The following is a 25,056-nucleotide window of genomic DNA, read 5'->3' on the forward strand; positions in this document are numbered from 1 at the left end:
GCCGAGCGCACCGCACGGTGCTCGGCCAACTCCGAACCATACCTCAGCGGCATGTCCCACCCGCCAAAATCGGTAAACGAGGCACCCAACGCCGCATGCGCCCCATACAACGCGGTCCGGCGCGGAAAAACAGTCTCCATCGTGGCATCTGCCTTTCGAAAGTTCAGGAATGCCGGGCGCATTGCCGGGCAGGGGATGGCCGAGGCAGGGGTTTGCCAGGGCAGGGGGCGGCGCGGTCCCTGAGAGGGAGCGCCGCGGCAGGTGCGGGTCCCGGGCAGGCCCGGGACCCGCACCTGCCCGGACTCAGCCTTCGAAGGCCTCGGGGGACGGGCAGGAGCAGATCAGGTTGCGGTCTCCGAAGGCACCGTCGATCCGTCCCACCGGCGGGAAGTACTTGTCCTGGCGCAGGGACTCCACCGGGAAGGCGGCCTGCTCGCGGGAGTACCTGCGGTCCCAGGCGCTGTCCACCACGGCCGCGGCGGTGTGCGGGGCGTTACGCAGCGGGGATTCCTCCACCGTGAAGTCGCCGGCCAGGACCTGGTCCATTTCCTTGCGGATGGCGATCATCGCGTCGATGAAGCGGTCCAGCTCCCCCAGGTCCTCGGACTCCGTGGGCTCGACCATCAGGGTGCCGGCCACCGGGAAGGCCAGGGTCGGGGCGTGGAAGCCGTAGTCGATCAGGCGCTTGGCCACGTCCTCGGCGGTGACCCCGGTCTTGTTGGTCAGTTCGCGCAGGTCCAGGATGCACTCGTGCGCCACCAGTCCCCTGTTGCCGGTGTAGAGCACGGGGAAGTGCTCGTTCAGGCGGGAAGCCACGTAGTTGGCGGTGAGCAGCGCGTGCTTGGTGGCCTGGGTCAGCCCCTCGCCGCCCATCATCGCCACATAGGCCCAGGAGATGGGCAGCACGCCCGCGGACCCGAACGCGGTGGCCGCGACCGGGGTGCCCTCGCGCTCGTGCGTGGCGCCGGTGGCATCGCCGGGCAGGAACGGCACCAGGTGCTGGGCCACGGCCACCGGGCCGACGCCCGGGCCGCCGCCGCCGTGCGGGATGCAGAAGGTCTTGTGCAGGTTCAGGTGGGACACGTCGCCGCCGAACTTGCCCGGCTGGGCCAGGCCCACCAAAGCGTTCATGTTGGCTCCGTCGATGTAGACCTGCCCGCCGGCGGCGTGGATCTTCTCGCAGACCTCGCGCACGTCGGCGTCGTACACGCCGTGCGTGGACGGATAGGTGATCATGATGGCGGCCAGCTTCTCGCGGTTGGCCTCAATCTTGGCGTCCAGGTCGGCGGCGTCGATGGTGCCGTTGTCGGCGGTCTTGACCACCACCACCTTCATGCCGGCAAGCACCGCGGAGGCGGCGTTGGTGCCGTGCGCGGAAGCCGGGATCAGGCAGACATCGCGGTCCTCGCCGCCGTTGGCCAGGTGGTACTGGCGGATGGCCAGCAGGCCGGCGTACTCGCCCTGGGATCCGGCGTTCGGCTGCAGGGAGACGCCCGCGTACCCGGTGATCGTGGACAGGCGGTCCTCGAGGTCGGTGATGAGCTCGCGCCAGCCGATGGTCTGGTGCGCCGGGGCGAACGGGTGGATGCCGGCGAACTCGGGCCAGGAGATCGACTCCATCTCGGCGGTCGAGTTCAGCTTCATGGTGCAGGAGCCCAGCGGGATCATGGTCCGGTCCAGGGCCAGGTCGCGGTCGGAGAGGCGGCGCAGGTAGCGCAGCATCTGGGTCTCGGACTTGATCGTGTTGAAGATCGGGTGGGTCAGGTAGTCCGAGGTGCGCACGACGCCGGCCTCGAGCTCGTAGCCCGCCGGGCCGGCGGCAACCGCGGCGGCCGCGTCGGCCACGCCAAAGGCCTCGGCGACGGCGGCCACGTGCGCGGTGGTGGTGATCTCGTCGACGGAGACGCCCACGGTGTCCGCGCCCGCGCGGCGCAGGTTGATGCCGGCCTCCTCCGCTGCGGCGATAACGGCGCCCGCCCGGCCGGGGACGCGGGCGGTGACGGTGTCGAAGAACTGGTCGGCGGCCAATTCGATGCCGGCCCCGGAGAGCACCGTGGCGAGGGTGCGGGCGTGGCGGTGGATGCGCTGGGCGATCGCCTTCAGGCCGGCGGGGCCGTGGTAGACGGCGTACATCGAGGCGGTGATCGCCAGCAGCGCCTGGGCGGTGCAGATGTTGGAGGTCGCCTTTTCGCGGCGGATGTGCTGTTCGCGGGTCTGGAGGGCCAGGCGGTAGGCGAGGGTGCCTGCGCCGTCCTTCGACACGCCTACCAGGCGGCCCGGAAGCTGGCGCTCCAGACCCTTGTGGACGGCCATGTAGGCGGCGTGCGGGCCGCCGAAGAACAGCGGGACGCCCAGGCGCTGGGTATTGCCGACGGCGATGTCGGCGCCCTGCTCGCCGGGAGCGGTGATCAGGGTCAGGGAGAGGATATCGGCGGCCACGGTGACCATGGCGCCACGCTCCTTGGCGGCGGCGATGAGGCCGGAGTGGTCCATGACGCGGCCGTTGTCACCGGGCTGCTGCAGCACGATGCCGGAGATGTCGCCTTCGGGCAGGCCCCGGGTGAGGTCGGCGACCTCGACCTCGAAGCCCAGTGCCTCGGCCCGGCCCTTGACCACGGCGATGGTCTGCGGGAAGACATTGGAGTCCAGCACGGTCTTGCCGTTGCCCTTGGCCTTGTTGCCGCGGCGCATCAGCAGGACGGCCTCGGCGACGGCGGAGGCTTCGTCCAGCAGGGAGGCGTTGGCGATGGGCAGCGCGGTCAGGTCCGCGACGAGGGTCTGGAAGTTCAGCAGGGCCTCAAGGCGGCCCTGGGAGATCTCCGGCTGGTACGGGGTGTAGGCGGTGTACCAGGCCGGGTCTTCGAGGATGTTCCGCAGGATCACCGGCGGGGTGAAGGTGTCGTAGAATCCCTGCCCGATCATCTGGGTCTTCAGGACGTTCTTGGAGGCAAGCGCGCGCAGGTCCGCGAGGACCTCGGCCTCGGAGCGGGCGGCCGGCAGTTCCAGCGGCGTCTCCTGGCGGATATCCGCCGGGACGGCGGTGTCGACGAGCTCGTCAAGGCTGGCGTAGCCGAGCTGGCGCAGCATGGCCTCGGAGGCTTCGCCGTGCGGACCGATGTGGCGGTCGGCGAAGGCGACCTCGCCGGTGGTGCGGGCGGGGGTGCGGACTGGTGTCGCGGTCATGGGAGAACTCCAAGGTATGTCGGCGCGCGCACGCCGAATGAACTTCGGTTCCTCCCCAACTCTGTATTGGACCTGAGAGTTTCCGCAGCGGCGGGCGGCTGCCCGGGTGCTGCTTGCACCGTCGGTGAGCCGCACCGTGGTTGCGCGTCCCGGGGGATCCGGGACCGCAGGGCACGGCCGGCTGCTTTCCAGAGTTGCCTCTTCGCGGCGGTACGGGGGCCTGAGAGATTCCCGGGGAGGAAATTGCTCCTACGGCGCCCGCCAGTGGCTCTGACGGGGCTCTCCCGCCGCATGTCAATGGCATTGCATGCCCGCAAAGGCACGCACACACACCATGGTAGTTCGCTTCCGGCACAGCGGCCAACCCGCGTCCTGCCGCCACCGGCAGGCGGCCGGCCGGCGGGTCCCCGCACCGGTTCGGCTAGGCCAGGGACAGGGCGTAGGAGAGGACAAATCCCGCCGCCGTGCTCAGGGCGACCGCCGGTCCTCCATGCTCAAAGGCCTCCGGCATCAGGGTGTCCGCAAGGGACGCAATGACCGCCCCCGCGGCGAAGGCCAGCGGCAGGGAGATGGTTTGGGGCGCTGCCCCGGAGAGCGGTCCCGCGCCCAGCACGACCGCGAAGACCAACAGCGCGCCGCAGCCGGCCCAGAGCCCAATCACGTAGCCTGCGGATTTCCCCTGGCTGCGCATGGAGGCGGCGCCCACCAGCGCTTCCGGCAGGTTGGAGACAAAGATGGCTGCCAGCAGCGCCAGGCCTCCGGTGCCCTCGGCCAGCGACACCCCCAGGGCCATGTTTTCCGGCACCCCGTCAAGGGTCACCGCGGCCAGGAGGGCCAACCCGGCGGCCCCGCGCGTCGAGGTCCGGCCCGGGGCCTTTCCGGCGGCGGCCGCGTCGGTATCCAGCTTGGCGCTTCCGCGGAACTCGTCGGAGGGAACCGCGCCGCGGCCCGGCTGCGCCCACCGGTCGAGCAGGGCGCTCAGGACGGTGAAGACCAGCGCTCCCGCGAACAGGCCCACCGCAGCCCGCCAAATGCCGCCCTGCTCATGGGCGTCCTCGAAGAGTTCGAAGGACAGCGCGGTGATGAGCGCGCCGGCGGCGAAGGAAAGCAGCATGGCCAGCAGCCGTTTGGGCAACTCGAAGCGCACTCCCGCCACCGCGCCGATCAGCAGCGCGCTGGAGGCCACGGCGCCGAAAACCAATGATGAGCCCACCGGAGTCCTTCCTCGCAGGATTTCCCCGCCGTCATGTTCCTGCGCCCATTGGACCAGCCGGCGCGGGCGGCCACAAGTGGGGCACCACCCCCGCGGGCGCCCCGGCAGGGGGGCGGCCGGCCGGGCGCGGTCAGGTCCGCACGGCGCCGTCGCCGCGGCCGCACGGCGTTGGCCTCGCTGCAGCACGGCACCGGCTTCGCGGCTGCTCAGGGCCGGAGGTGGACGTACTGCGGGTACTTCGCTCCAAAGGTGTCGCCGGAGGAGGTGCCGGTAAGGCGGCGCTTGAGCCAGGGGGCCACGTGGTCGCGCGCCCAGGCGGCATCGGCCTGCAGCCGCTGGAAGCGGGTGAGCACCCGCGGATGCTCCAGCTCCGGGGTGTCGATGGCATCGGTGGCGGCCAGCACGGCCAGCACCTTCTTGGCCATGAGGGCGTGGCCGGCCGGGCCCATGTGCAGGCGGTCCTCCGCCCAATAGCGCAGGTCCTGGAATTCGCGCCAGCGCCAGTAATCGGCGATCACGGCGCCGTGCCGGTCCGCGATCTCGCGGACCCATTCGTTGTAGATGGCGGTCCGCCCGCGCGTCTTGCCAAAGACCGCGGAGATGGATGAATCAAACCCGGTGAAGAGCACGACGGCGGCACCGGAGGCGCTCAGGGAGGCCACGGCGGAGTCGTACCCCTCCATGAGGGAGTCGATGTCCACACTGGGGCGGAGGATGTCGTTCCCGCCGGCGTAAAGGGACGCAAGCGTGGGGCGCAGCGCCAGCGCGGCGTCGAGCTGTTCGTCCAAGACCTGGCGGATCTTCTTGCCGCGGACGGCCAGGTTCGCGTAGCCCCACTCGGGGTCGGCGGCGCACAGCTGCTCGGCGACGCGGTCCGCCCAGCCCCGCACCGCGTTCGGGCGTCCGGGATCCGGGTCCCCGACGCCCTCGGTGAACGAGTCCCCCAGGGCCACAAAGCGCTTCGCGAATTCCACCGACCCAGCGTAGCGGCAACCGCGCCCCGGCGGGCCTCAGGCGGGGCGCAGCAGCTGCCCGTCTTCGACCGCGGGCAGGGACAGCGTCTTGTACCCCTCGCTGTCGAAGAGGACGGTGAGCCGGTCTTCTTCGATGCCCATGACCACGCCGGCTCCCCACTGCGCGTGCACCACCGGCCCGTGCAGCACGAACGCGCCGTGCTCCGCGCGCGACAGGTCCTCCGCGGTGCCCGCGCGGCAGTTGTCGCAGTTCCCGCACGGGTCCGCGAGCTCCTCCCCAAAGTAGCCCAGCAGGTATTGGCGCCGGCAGCCGTCGGTTTCCGCGTAGCCGCGCATCATGTCGATGCGGGAACGCTCAATCCGGGCCCGCGACTCGGCGGTCTCCACGGCCCGCCGCACGGCGTCGGAGACCTTGATGGAGGCATCTACGGAGATCCCGGCGGGACCGCTGGCGGCGATGCCGGCCGATTCGAGCAGGTTCGCCACGCTGGTGACCTTGCGGGGCGGGAGCTCCTGGGCACCGCCCTCCGGCCGGCCGTCTCCCGCGTCCCCGCCTCCCGGCCGGTTCCCGGCCAGCCGCTTCCTGAGTGCCGACAGCTGCAGGGGTCCGCCGGCCCCGCGCAGGACCTGGAGCACCGCCCGCAGCGCATCCTCGTCGGCGTGGTGGGTGCCGAAGAAGGAGCGCAGGCCCAGGTCCTCGGAGCGGTAGTGCAGGGTCGCGACGGCATCCCGGCCGTCACGCCCGGCCCGCCCGATCTCCTGGTAGTAGCTGTCCAGCGACCCGGGGATGTCCGCGTGCACGACGAACCGGACATTGGGCTTGTCGATCCCCATCCCGAACGCGGTGGTGGCAACGACGGCGTCGAGCCGGTCCGCAAGGAAGTCCTGGTGGACGCGTTCGCGCTCGGAGGCCGGGAGGCCGGCGTGGTACGCGGCGGCACGCAGGCCCCGCTCCTCCAGCCCGCGGGCGTACTTCCCGGCGCCGGCGCGGGTGGCGACATAGAGCAGGCCGGGCACCGGCAGGGCCGCAATCTGGTCCAGGACCGCCTTTTCCTTCGCCTTCACGCCGTGGTGGCGCACCACCTCCAGCCGCAGGTTGGGCCGGTCGAAGCTGCGCACCACCACCTGCGCGTCATGCATGCGCAGCTGTTCCAGGATCTCGGCGCGCACCGGAGTGGATGCGGTGGCGGTGAGCGCGATCGCCACCGGCCGTCCGATCCGTTCCCGAACGGCGCCCAGCCGCAGGTAGTCCGGCCGGAAGTCGTGGCCCCAGGCGGACACGCAGTGCGCCTCGTCCACCACGAACAGGCTCGGGTGCAGGGCGCGGACGCGTTCGACGGCGTCGTCCTTGGCCAGCTGTTCCGGGGCCAGGAACAGGAACTTCGCCTCCCCCGCGGCGACCGCCTCCCACGCGCGGGCCTGCGCCGCCTCGCCGAGTGCGGAGTTCACCGCCACCGCACGCATTCCGGGCAGGGCATTGAGGTCCTCAAGCTGGTCCGCCTGCAATGCGATCAGCGGGGACACCACCACGGCCGGCCCCTCCAGCAGGAGCGCGGCCAGCTGGTAGATCGCCGACTTGCCGCCCCCGGTGGGCAGCACCGCCAGCACGTCGCGGCCGGACACGGCGGCCCTGATCGCTTCGAGCTGCCCGGGGCGGAACGTGTCCCACCCCAAGGAGTGGCGGGCCAGCTCCCGCAGGTCCTCCGGGCCCGGGATCCCGTCCTGGTTGCGCATGTCCCGAGCATAGCCGCACGCGCCGTCCTGTCGAGGCGCCGGCGCTGCGCTACCCGGCAAGCAGCGCTACCCGGCAAGCAGCGCTACCCGGCAAGCAGCGCCTGCCGGACCGCCACGGAAAGAAGGCCCCCGCGGCTGCCGGTGCCCGTCGCCTCCGCGCGGGCCGGAACGTAGCCGAAACCGATTCCGTAGAGCGGGTCGGCGTACGCGAGCGCGCCGTTGGCGCCGTCGTGCCCGTAGGCGCGCCAGGAACCGAAATCGTTGCGCGGCTGCGACTTCATGAAAACGATCCCAAAAGCCCCGGTGAGCCCGCTCGCGCGGTCGATCCCGAACACCTGCTCGCGGGAGAGCGCGGCGCGGGTCGCCTCGGAAAGGAACGGCCCCGCCGCGGTGCCGTCCGGGAGCACGACGCCGGTACTCGCCGCCGCGTACAGCCGCGCCATGCCGCGGGCGGAAGCGGTCCCGCCGGCCGCGGCGATGCCGGCTTCGCGGACCTCGCGGGCGTTGGGCACATCGATGATGTTGTGGGTGCGCCCGCCGGGACCGTCGAACCCGGCCGCGGAGTTCACGGCAATGCCCAGGTGGCCGAAGGGATCGGTGAAGGGCAGCGGAGGAGCCTCCAGCGGGTGCAGGACGTCGCGGTAACGCGGTTCGTGGGCCGCGGCCAGCCCCAAGTGGAAGTCCAGGCCGAAGGGAACGCGGATCCGCCGCTCATAAATTTCCTGGAGGCGTTCCCCCGTGATGCGCCGGGCCAGTTCCTCCATCAGCACGCCGATGGTCAGTGCGTGATAGGCGTGGGCACGGCCGGGAATCCACAGGGGCTCTGACATCGCAAGCTGCCCGGCGCCGAGCTCCGAGTCGAGGTAGTGGGAGGTGGGCAGGCCGCCGTCGATCCCCAGGACCCCGGCCTGGTGGCTGAGGAGTTGACTGACGGTGATGTCCTGTTTGCCGTTGGCCGCGAACTCCGGCCAGTAGCCGGCCACCGGCGCCTCCAGGTCAAGCAGCCCGTCCTGGACCAGCAGTCCCATCACCATCGCGGCGGCGCCCTTGCTGCAGGAGAAGACGCCGGTCAGCGAATCCGGCGTGCAGTGGGGGCCAACAGCCAGGTCCAGCACCGGACGCCCTGCGACGTAGACGCACAGCTGGGCGGAATAGTCCGGGTCCCCGGCCGCGAAGTTTTCCAGGAGCGCGGCGACCGGGGCGAAGCGGGGATCCTGGGCTGCCGGTTCGCCGGCGCAGGATCCATCCTGGGCTGGGCCATCTTGGGCGGGGCCGGCGGGGGCGGGGCTGTCATTCTGCGCAGTCACCGTCCCAGCGTAGCCCCGGGCTTTCCGGCGGTATGGACGGCCGGCTGGCGGGGTCCCTCGCCGGAAGGGTCCCTGGTTGGCGGACTCCCCGGCTGGCGGACTCCCCGGCTGGCGGACTCCCTGTCGGGCGGGGTCGCTGTCGGGCGGGGTTGCTGTCGGGCGGGGTTGCCGGCTAGGACTCGGGCGATTCCTGCTGGAAGCGCAGCCGCCAGCGGGAGGCCCCTTCGCCGGCCCGCTCCCACAGCGCACTGGCGACGGTTGCGGCGCCGTCCTCGAAACGGCGGTAAATGACCTGAAGGAGATCGGTTCCCAAAGCCGCCGATTCCAGCAGCTGCAGCTCCGCCGAACCCGGCCGTGCGGCCAGCTGCTGCGCGTAGTACTCGCGGTCCAGCGGTTGGCCCGTGGCCGAAACCCCACGGAAGTCCGGGGCCAGCAGGTAGAGCACCGCGGCGGTGTCCGTGCGGACCTCCCGGTCCAGCAGCGCGGCCTGGAGCGCCAGGACGGCGTCGAGGTCCGAGGACGGCAGGGCCGGGACCGCGGCGCCGCCCAGCGCGGCGAAGAAGTCCTCGTCCGGTTCCCCGGTGCCGGTTCCCGCGCCCAGGCCCAGTTCGGCGATCTGCGCCGCGGACTCGCCGGCGTCGGTGTCCTCCGCCGCGTCCGGAAAGTCGTCGCCGGGACCCGCGCCGAAGAGCGCCGGTTCCTCCAGGAAAGGTTCAGCCTCCGGGGAGGCTCCCGTCGTCGTGTGCTCCGGCGCCTCGCCCGCCGGCGCCTCGCCCGCCGGGACCGCCTCGGCACGCTTGCCCGGGGAGGCGCCCGTGAATCCGGGGCCCTCCGCGGGCGCGCGGCCGGCCTGGAAGGCCGTGGCGGCCGCGCGTGCGCGATCGTCCGCCTCCTCGTTGAGGTCGTGGCCGTTGTGGCCCTTGACCCATTCGAAGCTGTAGTCGCGGCCCTTGATTTCCGCGTCGATCTGCTTCAGCAGGTCGACGTTGAGCACCGGCTTGCCGTCGGCTTTCTTCCACCCCTTGCGCTTCCAGCCCGGCATCCACTTGGTGATGCAGTTGATGACGTACTGGGAGTCGCAGAGGATGCGCAGGTGCTCGTCGGGGACGTGCCTGGTGGAGCGGAACAGGTCCAGGACGGCCATGAGCTCGCCCTGGTTGTTGGTGCCGTGGGGCCACCCGCCGGCGCGCCAGCAGCCCTCATCCACGTACCAGGCCCACCCTGCGGGTCCGGGGTTTCCGAGGGCGGAGCCGTCTGCGGCAGCAGTGATCGTCATGTCGTCAATCCTGCCACGCTGCCCCGACAGGACGGCGCCGCCGTTGCTGTGTAGGAGCCGTTGCTGCGCAGGAGCCGTTCCTGCGCAGGGTCGGCGCAGGACATGGAAGGGGCGTACCGTGGAAGGATGGAAAGCGGACCGGCGCCGGCGGACAACGGCCGGCCGAACGGGCCGCGGCTGCGGATCCGGTACGGGCCGCGCGCCTACTTCAAGGGTGTCGTGGCAGCCTACCTTGCCTGGCTCGCCGCGGGCTTTGCCGTGGCCGCGTTCTTCGCCACGGTCCTGCGGACTCCGTCGGCCTTCGACGACTGGTGGCTGATTGCCACTTTCGGCGGGACCCTTGCCCTGATCTTCTGCATGCCGCTGGCGTTGCTGCTGGGCCTGTCCCTGCGCCGGGTCGGGGCACTGTCCGCACACCTTGCCGCCTTCGCCGCAGTGTTCGCGGCGTTCGGGTACGCCGGTTCCGCCCTGTACCTGCCGGCGGGCGGTCCGGCGTTCCACCTGGCCGCCGGCCTGCTGACGGGCGCCTGTGCGGCCTTCGGCCGGTGGCTGGTGCGCCGCGACGTCGAAATCCTGTGGACCCGGCGGCTCCCGCCCAGCCCGGGGCGATAGCCCCGTACAGCCCGGTCCGGCGCGGTAGCCCCGTACAGCCTGGTCCGGCGGAGGTCAGGCCGGGTAGAGCGGGTTGCTGCCCGGGACGACTTCCTCCCCGGGGCGCACCGGGCCGGGGGCCGTGCCGGCGCCGAAGGGGGAGCCTCCGAGCGCGCCGCGGCCGTGCGGCTCCAGCCAGTTGGACAGGTCAGGACCGGCGGGGACGATCCCGGTCGGGTTGATGTCCTCATGGACCACGTAGTAGTGCTTCTTGATCTGGTCGAAGTCCACGGTGTCGCCAAAGCCGGGGGTCTGGAACAGGTCGCGCGCGTAGGCCCAAAGCACCGGCATCTCGGTGAGCTTGTTGCGGTTGCACTTGAAGTGTCCGTGGTAGACCGGATCGAAGCGCACCAGGGTGGTGAACAGGCGCACGTCGGCCTCGGTAATGGTGTCCCCCATCAGGTAGCGCTGGCCGGCCAGGCGTTCCTCCAGCCAGTCCATGGCGGCCCAGAGCCGGTCGTAGGCGGCCTGGTAGGCCTCCTGCGACCCGGCGAAGCCGCAGCGGTAGACCCCGTTGTTGACCTCGGTGAAGATGCGCTTGATGACCGGCTGCATCTCCTCCAGCTTGTCCGCCGGCAGCAGGTCCGGGGCGCCCTCGCGGTGGAAGGCCTTCCATTCGGTGGAGAAGTCCAGGGTGATCTGGGGGTAGTTGTTGGTGACCACGGCACCGGTGGGCACATCGACGATCGCCGGGACGGTGATTCCGCGCGGGTAGTCCGGAAAGCGCTTGAAGTAGTTCTCCTGCAGGCGCTGGGTGCCCAGCACAGGGTCCACTCCCCCCTCGTCCAGGTCGAACGTCCACGAGCGGACGTCGTGGGTGGGGCCGGGGGTGCCCAGCGAGATGGCGTCCTCAAGGCCCAGCAGGCGGCGCACGATGATGGTGCGGTGGGCCCAGGGGCAGGCGCGGGCGGCGACCAGGCGGTAGCGGCCGGCCTCCACGGGCCAGGCCTGGGCGCCTTCGGACAGGCCGCCGTAGGGGTTGCCGATGCTGCCGCCGACGGGGCCGCCGGAGGCCCGCACGGCCTCCGGGTCCGCAACGATGCGGTCCTCGATGTATTGGGTGTCTCGGGTGAACTCGGTACCCGTGGTCACATAGACACCTTTAGTTGAATATTCACGCGTTTCCATGCCTTAAGTCTAAGCGCCCGGCGCAAGGGGTGCCGCCCCCGCCGGTACACCCTCCCCCGCCGGCGCGCCCCTCCCTGCCGGGCCCGGCGGTTCCCGCCCGGCGGGCCGGTCCTGTGGCCACCTAGCCCCGCGCCGCCGGCTGCCCCTCGGCTGACCGCGCCGCTGCGAGCCGGGCATAGGACCCGCCGGCGGCCAGCAGCTCGGCCGGAGTGCCGCGCTCCGCGATCCGGCCGGCGTCGAGCACCACCACCTGGTCGGCGTTGGCCACGGTGGAAAGCCGGTGCGCAATCATCAACGTGGTCCGTCCCGCCGACAACCGGTCCAATGCTGCCTGGACCTCGGCCTCGGTGGTGTTGTCCAGCGACGAGGTGGCCTCATCCAGCACCAGCACCTTCGGGTTGCGCAGCATGGTCCGGGCAATGGCGATGCGCTGCTGCTCGCCCCCGGAAAAGCGGTGGCCGCGGGCGCCCACCATGGTGTCCAAGCCCTTGGGCAACGCGGCCACCAGGTCCGCGATCCGCGCCGCGGCCAGCACCTCCCACAACTGGCCGGTGCTGGCCTGCGGGTTTGCCAGCAGCAGGTTCTCCCGCACGCTCGCGTGCACCAGGTAGGTCTCCTGGGACACTACGCCCACGATTCGGGCGAGGTCTTCCGGGGCGTAGTCGCGGACGTCGATCCCGTCGATGGCGACCCGGCCGCCGGTCGCGTCGAACAGCCGGGGCACCAGGGATCCCAGCGTGCTCTTGCCCGACCCCGTGGCGCCCACGATCGCCGTGGTGGTTCCGGCCGGCACCGTCAGGTCGATGCCGCGCAGCACCTCGCGCCGGGCGCCGGCCCGGAGACCCCCGCCGGGCCCTTCCGGCCGGACCGCCGGCCTGCCGTCCGTCCCCCCGCCATCTGCGGACCCGCCCTCCGCCGGCCCGTCGGCGTCGTAAGCGAACCGCACCGCCGTGAAGCTCAACTCCCCACGCACCGCGGACTTCTCCACGGCCACCGGCCGCGCCGGCGGCACGATGTCCGGCACCAGGTCCTGGTACTCGAAGATGCGGCTGAACAGGGCCAGCGCCGTGACCCACTGGACCCCGACATTCAGCAGCCCCATGATCGGCCGGAAGATGGTGCCCTGAAGGGCCGTGAAGGCCACCAGGGTGCCAATGCTCAGGGTGCCGGTCAGGGCCGGGAACCCGGCGGAGAGGTAGACCAGGGCGGGGATGGCGGCGAAGACGACCTGCATCGTGGCCATCCGCCACCGCCCGGCCAGCTGGGAGCGCAGCTCCAGCCCGGTCAGCTTCTCGGAGGTGGCCGCGAACCGCGCGGCGTCGCCCGGTCCGGTGCCCAGCGTCTTGGCCAGGCGCACTCCGGAGACGGAGAGGCCCTCCTCCACCTGGGTGTGCAGCGTGGCGAGCTCGCGCTGCTTGACGGCGGTGATGTCCCGGCGCAGCAGCGCCACGCGGCGGGACAGCCACACCGCGGGTGGCACCACCACCAGGGACAGGATGCTCAGGCCGGGCGAAAGGGCCACCATGGCCACCGCCGTGGCGACGACGGTGGTCAGGTTCGCCGCAATGGCCGTGGCCGTGGTGGTGACCACGGACTGCATGCCGTTGATGTCGTTGGTCAGGCGCGACTGCACTTCTCCGCCGCGGGTGCGGGTGAAGAAGGCGAGCGACTGGCGCTGCAGGTGCGTGAACAGTCCGGTCCGCAGCGTGTGCATCACGCGTTGGCCCATGGCAGTGGCGATCCAGGTCTGCAGCACCCCGATGACGGCCGTGGCCACCGCGACGGCCACCATGCCCCCGGCGAGCGCGGCCAGCAACGGCACGTTGTGCTGCGGCAGGGCCTCATCGATGGCCGCGCGGACCAGGAAGGGCTGGGCGAGCGAGACCACGCTGGAGACCGCGATCAGGAGCACGACGACGGCGATTGCCCCCTTGTGCGGGGCGAACAGAGCCGCGATGCGGCGCAGGTCCGCGGGGTGCTCGGCAAGCTGGGAACGGTCGGCCGGGTTGATCCGGGCGGCTCCTCCGGGGCCGCGGCCTCCGTGCGGGCCATCCATGTGGGTCATGGGCACCTCCGGGGTGGAAGGGACGGCGGCGCGGTGCGCCACCCAATAGAGAGGCTACCTCACCATGCGGTTGCCGGACAAAGACTAGACTGGTGGAGTGACCTCCGATGCAACGCCCGATCTCGGCAATCTCTTCCACGCCGCCTTCCGTGGCCTGCGGCGCGGCTGGATGGAACAACTCTCCCCCTGGGGGCTGACCCCGCACCAGTGGCGCGCGCTGCAGGCGGCCGGTCACCATGACACCGGACTGCACGACGCCGGACCGCACGACGCCGGAAACCCCGGCGGCGGGCTGCGGCTGAAGGAACTGGCCGAACGCCTGCGGATCGCCCCGCGCTCGGCCACCGAGGTGGTGGACCAGCTCGAGGCCAAGGGGCTGGTGGTGCGCCGGCCCGACCCCGCCGACAGGCGCGCAACGCACGTGTTCCTCACTCCCGCGGGACGGCGGCTGCATGCCGAGGTCTCCGCGGCCCGGCGCGAACAGTCCGAGCGGTATTTCGCCGCGCTCTCCCCCGCCGACCGAACCGAACTCGCCCGGCTGCTGGGGCTGCTTCAGGCCACCGGCACGCCGGAGTGACCGGTCCTGCACGGCCCGGTGCATCCGGTGCAGGGACCGGTCACTCCGGCCCAGCCCCTGGTCCTGCACAGCCCTGTTTCCGGCGCGGCCACAGACGTATCCTGATGCCATTCATCCACAAATCTCAATGAGGAGATTGATCATGGCTGGAATTGCCAAACGGGATCGGTTCGACATCATTCCCGAACCCTTCCGCCGCTTCCTCGAGGGCGACTGGGAGTCGTCGTGGCTGCGCGTGGAGGAATACCAGGAGGGCAACGACATGGTGGTCCGGGCCGAACTGCCCGGCATCGACCCGGAAAAGGACGTGGATATCACCGTGGCCGAGGGCGCGCTGCGCATCGCGGCCGAACGGCAGGAGAAGAGCGAGCACAAGGAGAAGTCCGGCTACCGCTCCGAGTTCCGCTACGGATCCGTCACACGCACCATCGCGCTTCCGCCGGGGGCGTCGCAGGACGATGTGTCCGCCTCCTACAGGGACGGGGTGCTGGAGGTCCGGGTCCACGTGCCGGAACAGCCCGCCGGTGGCCACACCAAGATCCCCGTCGTCCGCGGCTAGCCCGCCGGGCCGCTAGCGGGTGCCGGAGTGGTGTTCGGTGCCCAGCGAAAGACGGGTCGAGCCGGGGCCGTCGAGGACCATCTCCACGGCCCGGTCCGGGATCTCGAAGACCATCGTGGCCACCAGGGTCCCTCCCTGCTGCAGGTCCGTGGACGCAACCGATGCCCATAGCGCCTCCTGCCGCTGGGACCCCAGATACTCCACGCCGTAGTCTCCCGCCCTGAAGTCCAGGCCCTCCCGGTCCAGTGCGGTCAGTTCCAGCAGCACCCGCACCCGGTGGGCGCCCTCGGGAACCGGGGCCTCGAGCGCGGGTGCGGCCTCCGGGGGCAGCCAGCCGTCGGCCTCCAGGGGGAGAATGCCGTTGATGCGGATCAGTCCTCCCTCGACGGCGCCCGAGGCCCCCAACATGGTGGCCGCGGGCCGCTCCTTTTGGAACAGGACGGCGCCGAACCCCGCCCCGACCAGCAGGGCCAGCACCAGCGGCACAATCAGGCGCGCCCTGCCCGCCCAGCCGGGTTTAGTCGCAGGCGCCGGCGTGCCGGCATCCCGGGTGCCGGCTTCCCGGGTGCCGGCTTCCCGGGTCAGGCCAAGGTGCGGGGTGCGGCCGGGCTGCGGGGTATGTCCAGGAGCGTCCATGGACGGTATTGTGGCGGCGCAGCCATGGGGAAACCTTGGGCGGGGTGGGGCCGGAACTTCCGTGGCTACCTGATCCATGGCAGCGGCACGGTAGCCCGGATGGAGGACAGGGGCACGCTGCCGAAGTCGCGGGAATCGATCGAGACCCCCCGGTTGTCGCCGAGGACGAAGACATGGCCCTCGGGGACCGTGACCGGCCCAAAGTACGTGGCGTCGATGCGGCTGAGGTCGATCCCCGGTTCCGCGACGGGCGCACCATCCACGACCAGCACGGCGTCTTTAATGGCCACGGCCTGGCCCGCGGTGGCCACGACGCGCTTGAGGGTCAGGGACCCGTCCGCGGGATGGGCGAAGACCACCAGGGACCGCGGTCCCACCCCGCCAAGGGCCGGACCGGGCTTGAACATCAGCACCGAACTTCCCTGCGGCACGGCCGGTTCCATGCTGTCCGAGGCCACGGTCAACGGCTCGACCACCCACAGCCGCAGGACCAGGACCACCAGCAGGACCCAGCCCGCGGCCCGCACCCCGGCAGGCGCGCGAACTCCGGCGGGCAGCCGGCGCGCAGGGGCGGCTCCGGGTATCCCCGCCCCCGCGGTTACCGGCGGTCGCCCCCGCCCTACGAGGCGCGGGACGCTCACTCGTCCCATACCGGCCGCGCAGCCTCGATGGGGTCGTTCTCGTCGGGCTCGAACGCCTTCTTGCCCACCCTGAACTGCGTCATCATGTCGTGGTCCTCATGGGGCAGGTTGTGGCAATGGATCATGTAGCGGCCCCGGTGGGGGCCGAACCTCATGAGGACCTCCACCTTCTCTCCCTCGCCGACGTAGACCACGTCCTTCGGACCCAGTTCGTAGGCGAAGGGGGCCCGGCCGTTGCGGCTGAGGATCTGGAAATCGACCAGGTGAATGTGCAGGGGGTGGAACCAGCCGCCCGACTTGTTCTCGAACTCCCAGATCTCCACCGCCCCGAGGTCCACGTCGGCGAACACCTGCTGGAACCCGCTGGCGATGATGTCGGCCCAGGTGCTTTCGTCGAGCGTCCAGATGTTCGTGACGTCGTCGTGCTTGAGCCGCATCCGGCGCTTCCTGGTCGACTGGGACCTCTTCAGCGCCATGACCTCGTTCTCCGGGTCCAGCACCGTGGGAAGGGTGTTCCACGTCGGATCGGTCTTGTCGAACCCGTCATCCACCACGTCGAAGGCCATGATCCTGTTGGTGTAGTCGTAGTCGACGTTGTTCCTATTGGACAGGTTACGCAGTTCGATGCGCTGGCCCGTCCTGTACTTCCGGAAGTCGATGAGGATCTCGTAACGTTCGGCGCCGGCATGGCGCCACGACGCAACCTGCTGCGCCTTCGGCATCAGGCCTCCATCGGTGGCTACGACCGTCACCGGGTCCCCGGTGCTCAGCCTCGGCCGGAACGAGCGCGAGATGCAGGCGTTCAGGATCCTGAAGCGGTAGATGCGCTTCTTGACCTTCATGACCGGCCAGGGCCGGCCATTGACCAGGATGACGTCGCCCCAGAGCCCCGAGTGGTCGTTGTCGTCGTAACCCAGGGAACCGTCCCGGGCGAACATTGCGTCGGAGACTGTCAGGGCCACGTCGAACTCGCCCTGCGGCAGGAGTTCCCGCTCCAGGGGATCGTGCAGGTGGTACTGGGCCAGCAGTCCGGAATAGGCGTTCAGGGACGTGTGATGGACGGCATGGTCGTGGTACCAGATGGTGCGGGCGTTCTGGGAGTTCTCATAGTGGTAGTCCTTGTAGAACCCCGGGTTGCTCACATCGTTGGCATAGCCGTCGTACTGGGGCAGCGAGGCCGCGCCATGCAGGTGCGTGGAGGTCCCCAGTACGTGCCCATACTGCGGGTGCGCCGCCGGCAGCTGGTTGCGGACCCGCAGGACCACCTTGGTGCCCTGGTCGACGCTGATGGTGGGGCCGGGGAAGATCCCGTTGTAGCCGAGGACGGGAGTCGCCAGCCGCGGCAGGATATTCGCCGTCCCCACCCTTTGGGTCACCGTGTAGCGCTGCACCGGCTTCCCGTCCTCCGGGTCGATCGTCGGCTCCCCGTCCGGTTGCAGGACCGGCGCTTGGACAAGGCTGGTGCGGTAGGGCCGGGGCATGTCCGCATCGCGCAAGCGGCTGGCCGACTTGGCCTCGACCGACTTGAGCGGCAGCGCCATCGCGCCCGCCCCGACGGCGCCCGCGGCGCCCAACAATAGAACCTGCCGCCGAGAAACTGCCATGATCCCTGCTCCCTATGAACGACGTTCCCTAAAGCGTGCGTGTAGCGAGCATGCTCCGCCGTTCTTGGGAAAAACTTAGGGTTGCCGGGGCACGGGCGCCGGAGGCTTGGGCCGCGGGGAGCCGGCGGCCACGGTCGCGGTGACCGTCGTTCCGGCACCCGGCCAGGACTGGATGTCGACCGTGCCGCCGACGGTGGCCGCGGTATCGCGCATGATGCGCAGGCCCAAGTGTCCCTGGGGCGCCCCTTGGGCGGCGTCGAAACCCTGCCCGTTATCCCGGACAATCAGTGCGGTGTGGCGCCCGTCAGTGGCCAGGACCATCAGGACGGTATCGGCAAGGGCGTGCTTGGTGACGTTTGCCAGCGCTTCCCGGGCCACGCGGTAGAGCATGGTGGCCTGCCGGGGGGCCAGGCGGGGGTGGCCTTCCAGGCGCAGGGTGGCATGGATGCCGCGTGCGGCCAGCGGATCGACCAGAAGGCCGAGGGCCTCGGGGAGGCTGTCGGAGTCGAGCTCCGGGGAGTAGAGCTTGCCGGTGATCTCACGCAGGGTGCGGATGCTTCCCTGGACGATTTCCCGGGCCGGCGCCAAAGTTCGCAGCCCGCCGGCGCCGTCGCCGGGTTCCTCGGCCTCCAATGCGTAGGACAGCCCGGCCAGGTCCTGGATGACGTCGTCATGGAGGTCCCGTGCAATCCGGGCACGCTCCAGCTCGCTGGCTTCCACCGCGTGCTGGAGCGCCTGGCGCCGGGCCTCCTGGTGCTCGTTGACCCTCCGGGCCAGGCGTACCGCCGGAACAAGGAGCGCCAGCTGCAGCGCGGCCAGGGCCAGCAGGAAGGCGGGCGCCACCCCCGCCAGGACCTTGCCCTGAATGTCCCTCACCACTTTGTCGTCGAAGTAGGCCTCGAAGATCAGGGGAACGCCGGAGGGCGACGATGAGGTGACGTAGACCTCGACCAGTTCTCCCCGTCCGGCCTCGTAGGTGTTCTCCGCTCCACCCTGGGCCTCGAAGGTCGCTTGGCCCGGACCCCCGGCCAGGAGGCCCTGCGCCCATCCTTCCAACTCGTACGTCCGGCCGATGAGTTCGGCCTGGTCGGAATACACGATCCGGCCGTCAGCGGTCCACATCTTGATCCTGACAATGTGGGAATTATCAATCCACGGGTCCAGCGTTTCCCGCACCCTGTCCAGCGAGGCAGGATCCTGCTCCAGCAGCTTCTCCGTCGCCAGCGGACCCAAGGCATAGTCGGCGATCCGCTGGGTGGTCGCCAGAATGCTGTCCAGGGCGATCCGCTCGGCAATGGCCCGGACCCAGAAGGCGGCGGGAATGGCGATGACCGCCAGCACCACCAGGCCGGCGGCCAGGAAACGCCAGACCTCCGCCCGGACGGCCGATCCTTCCGAGGCGCCGCTGCGCCTCCCGGTGCCCGGGCTAGGCATCTCGGGCATCTCGGGCATCTCGGGCATCACGTCCGGCGCCCAGCAGACCCAGGTCGGTTGCCTTCACGACCGCCTCAAGCTGGGAGTGGGCCCCCAGCTTGGCCAGGATGGCCTTGACGTAGCCGCGGCAGGTGTTCGGGGAAATTCCCAGGACTCTGGAGCTGGCCTGGACGTCACTGCCCTGTGCCAGGAGCCGCAGCACTTCGCTCTCGCGCTGCGTCAGGACTACGGACGGCACTGCGGCCCGCTTGGCCCGGTTTCGGGAGTCGGCTAGCAGCGCGGGGTGGACCGTCATGCTTCCGGGACGCGCGTGGCGCAGCGTATCCAGCATGGCTGAGAGCGAGCCGTCCTTGGGCAGGAAGCCGCAGATGCCGATGGCGGCGGCGGCCTCCAACGCCTCCGGGGACGGGTCACCGGTAAGCATCACGATCCGGGTTTCCGGGGCGTGGGCCAGGATGCGGGCCGCCGCACGGAGCCCGTCCCCGTCGGGAAGGTGGTAGTCCATCACCACCAGGTCCGGGCGGAGTTCCCGGCACAAGCGGACCCCGTCCGCCACGGTGGCCGCAGTTCCCAGGCTCACCAGATCCGCTTCGCGCTCCAGCGCGCCCACCAAAAGTTCCGCGAAAATCGTGTGGTCGTCCACCACGATGATCCCCAAAGTCCGCGTCCCGCTCTGTAACTGCACATGACTCATGCTCATGAGCTGTCCCCCATCATTCATGAATTGCCTAAGCCGTGCTTCCGTCCCCCCAGCCAGCTGCACGCGTACGCCTAGTATTCAGTTCCTTTGCCGGTTCGGCTATAGGTGGAGGGCCTAATTCTGGGGATTGAAACGCGGGCGGGAGTTTGCCCGGGACTGGCGACTCCCCCCGATCCTGTGCAAAAGGCCCCGCCAACCGGCCATGGGGGTGACCGTTTGGCGGGGCTTTTGGTCCAGGGACTGGGGGACAATCCCTGGAGTCATGGGGGGCGCGGCGTCGGATCAGACGGCCGCCAACGCCAGGCGCAGGTAACGCTGGACAATGTTTCCGGCCTCGGCCAGGCCCGCAGATTCCGCCGGCCCCCCGGACCGGCCCGGCCCGGTGCGCAGGGTTCCGGCGCTCCGGCTCCTGCCGCCGGCGACATGGCGGTGCAGGTCCAGCAGTGCCCCAAGGACCTGGCCGAACTCGTCCTCGCTCCCGGCCGTTGCCAGCAACATCCGTTCCTGGGCCTGCTGCAGGCCTGGCCCGGGGGCGCACCCGAGTTCGGCGGCCATGGCCCTCCGGCACCGCTCGTAGGCCTGGAGGCCCTCCACCGGGCGCCCCGCCTCTTCCAGGGCCAGGATCAGGATGGACCACGCGCTTTCGTTCAGCGGTTCCCCGGCCAAGACCACCTGTGCCAAGGCCGCGGCCTCGTCCAGCCGGCCAAGGCGGGCGGCGGACTCCGCGGCAAGGAGCCGCGCCGCGGTTACCCGGCTGGCATGGAACGTCCGCTCGTTCTCTGCCCAGTCGCTCAGCAGTTCGTCGCCAAGCAGCGGGGCCCCCGCCATATCCAGCGCCCTCCGCAGCAGCGGGTACGCCTCCGCAGGGGCAGCCTGCTCGGCCTTGCGCAGCAGCGCTTCAAAGCGGTCCAGGTCGAGGTCGACCATCGCGCGGTCCAGCCAGTAGCCACCGGTCGTGGTCTTCAGGGGCCCGGACTTGCCCAGGCCTGGCTGCAGGCTTCGGCGCAGGACGCTGACATAGCTTTCCAGCGTGGGAACGGCCCCCTTCGGTGCCGCGTTGCCCCACAGCAGCTCGATGAGCCGGTTCTTGGAGACCGGCGTTCCCAATTGGAGCAGCAGAATCTCCAGGATCTGGCGGGATTTGGGTCCCCCAAGGTCGTGCGCCGTCAGGACGGTGTCCCCCCGCCGGACGACCAGTCCGCCGATGATCTCCACCGATAACGCGGGCTGCCGCAGCCCTTCCTGCGGCGCGCTCCCCGATGCTGTCCCCACCGCTGCTGTCCCCGGCACAACAGCTGCCACCTGTGTCTCCATGGTGCGTCTCCCCTCAACGGATAGCCCCATCCTGTCGAGGGGCCGGGTGGCCGATAAGCCGCGTTTGGGGGGGTGCGCATCCCCAAAATGGACCCCCCCGGCCGGGTCCGTCTCCGGGGCTGCGGCGCACGCTCCTAGACTGGGTCCATGACTGGCTCGATGCCCCCCGATCCTTCTTCCGAAGCGCCACGGCCGGCGAACGCGCCCGGTTCCGCCGGTGCGGTGGCGGTGTCCGCGTTCGCTTCGGTGCTCACCGCCCCGAACCCGGGACCGATGACCCTGGACGGCACCAACTCCTACGTGCTGCGTTTCCCCGGATGGGAATCGTGCGTCGTCGTCGATCCCGGGCCGGACCATGAGGGCCACCTGCGCGCCCTGGCCGCCGAGGGCCCGGTCGAACTGGTGCTGGTCACGCACTGGCACCGGGACCACACCGGGGGCATCGACCGGCTGGTCGAGCTGACCGGAGCCCCCGTTCGGGCCGCCCTGCCGGAGTACTGCCGGGGGGCGGATCCGCTCTTTGACGGAGAGGTCGTGCATGCGGCGGGCCTGGAGGCCAGGGTCGTGGCGGCCCCCGGGCACACCGCGGATTCGCTCTGCTTCTTCCTGCCCGAGGACGGCCCCCGCGGGGCGGTGCTGACCGGGGACACGGTGCTCGGCCGCGGCACCACCAGCCTGGGCTACCCCGACGGCACGCTGGCCGACTTCTTCGCCACCCTGGACCGCCTGGAGGAGTTCGGTGCCGCCCCGGGCCTGTCCGCCCACGGACCGCTGGTCCCCGACCTGTCCGCCACTGTCCGCTCCTACCGGGCACACCGGCTGGAGCGCCTGGACCAGGTGCGGGCCGCGCTGGCCACGCTGGGAGGAACCGGCACCGGGGAGCCCCCGGTCTCCGCGGTGGCTGACCTGGTCTACGCCGGCATCGAGGCCTCGAAGCGGCCCGCGGTCGAGCACGGCGTCGCGGCCCAACTGCACTACCTGCTGGGTTCCGGTGAGCTTCCCGGCCCCGGAGGGAAGCCCACCGGCTAGTTTCCCCGCGCCGGTCCCTCAAGGGGAGCTCCGTCCCCGGCAGGCGGGCCACGGATTAGGCTGGTAGGCATGCCGATCTTGAACAAGGACATGACCCTGTGCATTTCGCTGGCAGCGCGGCCCAGCAACAACGGCACACGGTTCCACAACCACCTGTACGGCCAGCTGGGACTGAACTGGATCTACAAGGCCTTCGCGCCCGCGGACCTCGCCCAGGCGGTGGCCGGTATCCGGGGGCTCGGGATCCGCGGCGCGGCCGTCTCCATGCCCTACAAGGAGGCCGTGATCCCGCTGGTGGACCACCTGGCCCCGTCGGCCGCCGCCATCGGGTCGGTCAACACGATCGTCAATGATCAGGGCGTGCTGACCGCGCACAACACGGACTACTCCGCCGTGACAAGCCTGCTGGCCAGCCGCGGGGTGCCTGCGGGACTCCGGGCTGCCGTCCGCGGTTCGGGCGGCATGGCCAAGGCCGTGGTCGCGGCGCTGCGCGACGCCGGCTTCCTCGACGTGACAGTGGTCGCCCGCAACGGGGAATCCGGCCGCGCCCTGGCCGGGCAGTACGGTTTCGGTTGGGCGCCCGAGTACGGCGGGGGCGCGGAACTGCTGGTCAACGCAACCCCCCTCGGCATGGCCGGCGGCGACGGGGCGGACCGGCTGCCTTTCACCCCGGAGCAGGTCCAGGCGGCGCGGGTGGTCATCGACGTGGTGGCCGTGCCCGCCGAAACGCCGCTGGTCCGCGCCGCGCGGGCGGCCGGAAAACAGGTTGTCACCGGGGCTGAGATCGGAACCCTGCAGGCCTTGGAGCAGTTTGTCCTGTACACCGGGACCACCCCGACGCCGGAGCAGGTGCGCGCCGCCGAGGAGTTCATGCGCTCGGAGCAGGAGGAGCCCGACGGACCGGCGGCGGGCACCCGGGCGCCCCGCACCCAGGACGGGGAGGCGCAGGCATGGTGACCCCGATCGACGTCGTGGTGGTGGGCGGCGGAGCCATGGGTTCCGCCGCGGCATGGAACGTGGCGCGCAGGGGGCAGAGCGTTGCGCTGCTCGAACGGTTCGAGGCCGGCCACCACCTGGGCGCCTCCCACGGGGCCACCCGGAACTTCAACACCGCCTACCACCAGGCGGAGTACCTGGACCTGGTCACCGAGGCACGCGCCCTGTGGGACGTGCTGGCGGCCGAGACCGGCACCCAACTGCTCGACCTGGTGGGACTCGTCAACCACGGCCACCTGGAGCCGCTGCGGCACGTCCGCGAGGTACATGCCGCGCGCGGCATCCGCAGCACCTTCCTCTCCCCCGCCGAGGCGGCCGAGCGCTGGGCGGGGATGCGCTTCCGCAGCGAGGTCCTCTACGTCCCCGAGGCCGGCCGCGTGCGGGCAGCCGACGCGCTCGCCGCCCTGCGGACCTCGGCCGAGGCCCGGGGCGCCCGGTTCCACTATTCGACCCCCGTGCGGGAGATTACGGTGCTGGGCGAGGATTCCGTCGCCGTCCTCACCGACTCGGAGGAGTACCGTGCCCGGCGGGTGATCGTCACCGCGGGGGCATGGAGCCGTAAGCTCCTGGAGGGCCTCGTGCAGCTGCCCCGGCTGGTGGTCACCCAGGAGCAGCCGGCCCACTTCCGGGCCGTGGATCCGTCCCACGAATGGCCCAGCTTCAACCACCTTCCGGATCCGGGCACCGCCGCGGACTCGTACTGGTACAGCCCGGTCTACGGCATGCTGACCCCCGGCGAGGGGGTCAAGGCCGGCTGGCACGGCGTCGGGCCCGTCGTCGACCCGGACGCCCGGGACTTCGCCCCGGAGCCTGTCCAGCTCGAGGCCCTTCGCCGGTACGTGCGCGAATGGCTGCCGGGCCTGGATGCGGACGACTGCGCACCCATCAGCTGCACCTACACCTCCACCGAGTCCGAGGACTTCGTCCTGGATCGGGTAGGGCCGGTGGTTGTCGGCGCGGGATTTTCCGGCCACGGGTTCAAGTTCACGCCCGCGGTCGGCCGGGTCCTGGCCGACCTCGCCGACGGGACGCCCGCCCCTGCCCTTTTCTCCGCCACCCGGTAGCGGAAAGTGGGGGCTGCGCAGGACCCGGTGCCCGGGCCGGGCAGCCGGCACAGGCTTAACAAGGCACCCCACAGTGGACAACCCGTCCTCCACCTTGGTGGCCCGCGGGCACTTCGATAGGGTCAGGGCATGGCCAGCACTTCCGCGCATCCCGAGGCACATTTCACTCCCGAACCCGCGTACACGGCACTGATCACGGGAGGCACCTCGGGCTTGGGCGCGGAGTTCGCCCAGCAGCTGGCTGCCCGGGGGCACGGCCTGGTGCTGGTTGCCCGCGACCGGCGCCGCCTGGCCGACGTCGCCGCAGGACTGCGCGCCCGGTACGCGGTTCCCGTGGAGACCCTGGCCGCGGACCTGCTCGCCCCGGAGGGCGTTGCCGAGGTGGCCGGGCGCCTCGGGGATACGGCCAACCCGGTGAATATGCTGGTGAACAACGCCGGGCACGGGCTGGCCGGCAACTTTGCCGACAACGGGCTGCAGGAGGAGCTGGACCTGTTGCGCATCCACGCCGAAGTCCCCCTGGCGCTGGCGCACGCGGCCCTGCAGGCAATGGCGCAGACCGGGGGCGGGCGCATCGTGAACGTCGCCTCGGTGGCCGCCTTCACCCCCAACGGCACGTACTCGGCCGCGAAGGCGCTGCTGGTGAACTTCAGCCGCTGGGCAAACGTCTTCTACCGCGACCGCCAGATTTCCGTCACGGCGCTCTGCCCGGGCTTGGTGCACAGCGAGTTCCATGACCGTATGGGCCTGGACAAGCGCAGCATTCCGAGCTGGATGTGGCTGACCGCGGACCATGTGGTGCGGGAAGGACTCACCGACGCCAATGCCGGCAAGCCGGTATCCATTCCCTCGGCACGGTACAAGGCAATGGCCCTGGTGGCCCGGCTGGCTCCCGACACGGTGGTGGAGCGCCTGGTCCGGCGCAGCCGTTGACGGAAGGGCCAGGAGCTTGGGCGACCTGGCCGCCCCGC

Annotated in this window: 21 protein-coding genes and 1 riboswitch; of the genes, 7 read left to right on the forward strand and 14 right to left on the reverse strand. The window is 70.8% G+C overall.

The window, feature by feature from the left end:
- Positions 1-303: 303 nt before the first annotated feature.
- The 6 genes from gcvP to NCCP_RS13645 all read right to left on the reverse strand — a co-directional run bounded on the left by gcvP (position 304) and on the right by NCCP_RS13645 (position 9,687).
- Complete coding sequence (gene gcvP, locus NCCP_RS13620; RefSeq protein ID WP_149957834.1) at positions 304-3,183, reverse strand: aminomethyl-transferring glycine dehydrogenase; 2,880 nt, start codon at positions 3,181-3,183, stop codon at positions 304-306.
- Positions 3,184-3,381: 198 nt separating this feature from the next.
- A riboswitch (glycine riboswitch) is annotated at positions 3,382-3,480 on the reverse strand.
- 124 nt (positions 3,481-3,604) lie between these two features.
- Positions 3,605-4,396 (reverse strand): ZIP family metal transporter, encoded by a 792-nt coding sequence (locus NCCP_RS13625; protein WP_149957835.1) that lies wholly within the window; start codon positions 4,394-4,396, stop codon positions 3,605-3,607.
- A gap of 206 nt (positions 4,397-4,602) precedes the next feature.
- A complete protein-coding gene (locus NCCP_RS13630) occupies positions 4,603-5,370 on the reverse strand; it encodes an SGNH/GDSL hydrolase family protein (protein ID WP_149957836.1) in 768 nt (255 codons plus the stop codon).
- A 36-nt stretch (positions 5,371-5,406) separates the two neighbouring features.
- On the reverse strand, positions 5,407-7,104 hold the full coding sequence (locus NCCP_RS13635; RefSeq protein WP_149957837.1) for a RecQ family ATP-dependent DNA helicase: 1,698 nt from the start codon (positions 7,102-7,104) through the stop codon (positions 5,407-5,409).
- An 83-nt stretch (positions 7,105-7,187) separates the two neighbouring features.
- Complete coding sequence (locus NCCP_RS13640; protein ID WP_225873838.1) at positions 7,188-8,411, reverse strand: serine hydrolase domain-containing protein; 1,224 nt, start codon at positions 8,409-8,411, stop codon at positions 7,188-7,190.
- 172 nt (positions 8,412-8,583) lie between these two features.
- The gene (locus NCCP_RS13645; RefSeq protein WP_149957838.1) at positions 8,584-9,687 is read right to left on the reverse strand and encodes an RNase H family protein; all 1,104 of its coding nucleotides are present in this window, start codon (positions 9,685-9,687) and stop codon (positions 8,584-8,586) included.
- Between the two features lie 126 nt (positions 9,688-9,813).
- On the opposite strand from NCCP_RS13645, the gene NCCP_RS13650 reads away from it, so the two are divergent.
- Positions 9,814-10,299 carry a hypothetical protein gene (locus tag NCCP_RS13650; protein WP_149957839.1) on the forward strand — a complete coding sequence of 162 codons (486 nt, stop codon included), beginning with the start codon at positions 9,814-9,816 and terminating at the stop codon, positions 10,297-10,299.
- Between the two features lie 54 nt (positions 10,300-10,353).
- Here NCCP_RS13650 and NCCP_RS13655 read toward each other — a convergent pair whose 3' ends face one another.
- Both NCCP_RS13655 and NCCP_RS13660 read right to left on the reverse strand, forming a co-directional pair.
- Positions 10,354-11,466 carry a glutathione S-transferase family protein gene (locus NCCP_RS13655; RefSeq protein ID WP_149957840.1) on the reverse strand — a complete coding sequence of 371 codons (1,113 nt, stop codon included), beginning with the start codon at positions 11,464-11,466 and terminating at the stop codon, positions 10,354-10,356.
- 121 nt (positions 11,467-11,587) lie between these two features.
- The gene (locus NCCP_RS13660; protein ID WP_149957841.1) at positions 11,588-13,531 is read right to left on the reverse strand and encodes an ABC transporter ATP-binding protein; all 1,944 of its coding nucleotides are present in this window, start codon (positions 13,529-13,531) and stop codon (positions 11,588-11,590) included.
- Between the two features lie 97 nt (positions 13,532-13,628).
- Here NCCP_RS13660 and NCCP_RS13665 point away from each other — a divergent pair, with 97 nt between their 5' ends.
- Both NCCP_RS13665 and NCCP_RS13670 read left to right on the forward strand, forming a co-directional pair.
- Positions 13,629-14,108 carry a MarR family winged helix-turn-helix transcriptional regulator gene (locus NCCP_RS13665; protein ID WP_225873839.1) on the forward strand — a complete coding sequence of 160 codons (480 nt, stop codon included), beginning with the start codon at positions 13,629-13,631 and terminating at the stop codon, positions 14,106-14,108.
- A 142-nt stretch (positions 14,109-14,250) separates the two neighbouring features.
- On the forward strand, positions 14,251-14,667 hold the full coding sequence (locus NCCP_RS13670; RefSeq protein ID WP_149957842.1) for an Hsp20/alpha crystallin family protein: 417 nt from the start codon (positions 14,251-14,253) through the stop codon (positions 14,665-14,667).
- 12 nt (positions 14,668-14,679) lie between these two features.
- On the opposite strand, the gene NCCP_RS13675 is transcribed toward NCCP_RS13670, so the two are convergent.
- From NCCP_RS13675 to NCCP_RS13700, 6 genes are all read right to left on the reverse strand, one after another.
- On the reverse strand, positions 14,680-15,303 hold the full coding sequence (locus NCCP_RS13675) for a hypothetical protein (RefSeq protein ID WP_149957843.1): 624 nt from the start codon (positions 15,301-15,303) through the stop codon (positions 14,680-14,682).
- A 65-nt stretch (positions 15,304-15,368) separates the two neighbouring features.
- Positions 15,369-15,830, reverse strand: a complete 462-nt coding sequence (gene lepB / locus NCCP_RS13680; protein WP_225873840.1) for a signal peptidase I — start codon at positions 15,828-15,830, stop codon at positions 15,369-15,371.
- A gap of 110 nt (positions 15,831-15,940) precedes the next feature.
- The gene (locus tag NCCP_RS13685) at positions 15,941-17,548 is read right to left on the reverse strand and encodes a multicopper oxidase family protein (protein ID WP_149957845.1); all 1,608 of its coding nucleotides are present in this window, start codon (positions 17,546-17,548) and stop codon (positions 15,941-15,943) included.
- A 75-nt stretch (positions 17,549-17,623) separates the two neighbouring features.
- The gene (locus tag NCCP_RS13690) at positions 17,624-18,991 is read right to left on the reverse strand and encodes a sensor histidine kinase (RefSeq protein ID WP_149957846.1); all 1,368 of its coding nucleotides are present in this window, start codon (positions 18,989-18,991) and stop codon (positions 17,624-17,626) included.
- Entirely contained in the window at positions 18,975-19,682 is a 708-nt protein-coding gene (locus NCCP_RS13695; protein WP_225873841.1) for a response regulator, read from the reverse strand. Before NCCP_RS13695 ends, NCCP_RS13690 begins: the two co-directional genes overlap by 17 nt.
- A 282-nt stretch (positions 19,683-19,964) precedes the next feature.
- On the reverse strand, positions 19,965-20,984 hold the full coding sequence (locus NCCP_RS13700) for an AfsR/SARP family transcriptional regulator (protein ID WP_225873842.1): 1,020 nt from the start codon (positions 20,982-20,984) through the stop codon (positions 19,965-19,967).
- 159 nt (positions 20,985-21,143) lie between these two features.
- On the opposite strand from NCCP_RS13700, the gene NCCP_RS13705 reads away from it, so the two are divergent.
- From NCCP_RS13705 to NCCP_RS13720, 4 genes are all read left to right on the forward strand, one after another.
- Complete coding sequence (locus NCCP_RS13705; protein WP_225873843.1) at positions 21,144-22,025, forward strand: MBL fold metallo-hydrolase; 882 nt, start codon at positions 21,144-21,146, stop codon at positions 22,023-22,025.
- 69 nt (positions 22,026-22,094) lie between these two features.
- Positions 22,095-22,982, forward strand: a complete 888-nt coding sequence (locus NCCP_RS13710; protein WP_172627411.1) for a shikimate 5-dehydrogenase — start codon at positions 22,095-22,097, stop codon at positions 22,980-22,982.
- On the forward strand, positions 22,976-24,085 hold the full coding sequence (locus NCCP_RS13715) for an FAD-dependent oxidoreductase (RefSeq protein WP_149957849.1): 1,110 nt from the start codon (positions 22,976-22,978) through the stop codon (positions 24,083-24,085). Before NCCP_RS13710 ends, NCCP_RS13715 begins: the two co-directional genes overlap by 7 nt.
- A 129-nt stretch (positions 24,086-24,214) precedes the next feature.
- Entirely contained in the window at positions 24,215-25,018 is an 804-nt protein-coding gene (locus NCCP_RS13720; RefSeq protein ID WP_149957850.1) for an SDR family NAD(P)-dependent oxidoreductase, read from the forward strand.
- Positions 25,019-25,056 lie beyond the last annotated feature (38 nt).

The sequence above is a fragment of the Zafaria cholistanensis genome (assembly GCF_008580665.1).
GTDB classification, from domain to species: Bacteria; Actinomycetota; Actinomycetes; order Actinomycetales; family Micrococcaceae; genus Zafaria; species Zafaria cholistanensis.

Excerpts from the sequence above, each read along its gene's own strand:
- gcvP (WP_149957834.1), bottom strand. The coding sequence starts at position 3,183 with ATGACCGCGACACCAGTCCGCACCCCCGCCCGCACCACCGGCGAGGTC.
- NCCP_RS13635 (WP_149957837.1), bottom strand. The coding sequence starts at position 7,104 with ATGCGCAACCAGGACGGGATCCCGGGCCCGGAGGACCTGCGGGAGCTG.
- NCCP_RS13645 (WP_149957838.1), bottom strand. The coding sequence starts at position 9,687 with ATGACGATCACTGCTGCCGCAGACGGCTCCGCCCTCGGAAACCCCGGA.
- NCCP_RS13650 (WP_149957839.1), top strand. The coding sequence starts at position 9,814 with ATGGAAAGCGGACCGGCGCCGGCGGACAACGGCCGGCCGAACGGGCCG.
- NCCP_RS13655 (WP_149957840.1), bottom strand. The coding sequence starts at position 11,466 with ATGGAAACGCGTGAATATTCAACTAAAGGTGTCTATGTGACCACGGGT.
- NCCP_RS13660 (WP_149957841.1), bottom strand. The coding sequence starts at position 13,531 with ATGACCCACATGGATGGCCCGCACGGAGGCCGCGGCCCCGGAGGAGCC.
- NCCP_RS13670 (WP_149957842.1), top strand. The coding sequence starts at position 14,251 with ATGGCTGGAATTGCCAAACGGGATCGGTTCGACATCATTCCCGAACCC.
- NCCP_RS13675 (WP_149957843.1), bottom strand. The coding sequence starts at position 15,303 with ATGGACGCTCCTGGACATACCCCGCAGCCCGGCCGCACCCCGCACCTT.
- NCCP_RS13685 (WP_149957845.1), bottom strand. The coding sequence starts at position 17,548 with ATGGCAGTTTCTCGGCGGCAGGTTCTATTGTTGGGCGCCGCGGGCGCC.
- NCCP_RS13690 (WP_149957846.1), bottom strand. The coding sequence starts at position 18,991 with ATGCCCGAGATGCCTAGCCCGGGCACCGGGAGGCGCAGCGGCGCCTCG.
- NCCP_RS13695 (WP_225873841.1), bottom strand. The coding sequence starts at position 19,682 with ATGAGCATGAGTCATGTGCAGTTACAGAGCGGGACGCGGACTTTGGGG.
- NCCP_RS13705 (WP_225873843.1), top strand. The coding sequence starts at position 21,144 with ATGACTGGCTCGATGCCCCCCGATCCTTCTTCCGAAGCGCCACGGCCG.
- NCCP_RS13710 (WP_172627411.1), top strand. The coding sequence starts at position 22,095 with ATGCCGATCTTGAACAAGGACATGACCCTGTGCATTTCGCTGGCAGCG.
- NCCP_RS13715 (WP_149957849.1), top strand. The coding sequence starts at position 22,976 with ATGGTGACCCCGATCGACGTCGTGGTGGTGGGCGGCGGAGCCATGGGT.
- NCCP_RS13720 (WP_149957850.1), top strand. The coding sequence starts at position 24,215 with ATGGCCAGCACTTCCGCGCATCCCGAGGCACATTTCACTCCCGAACCC.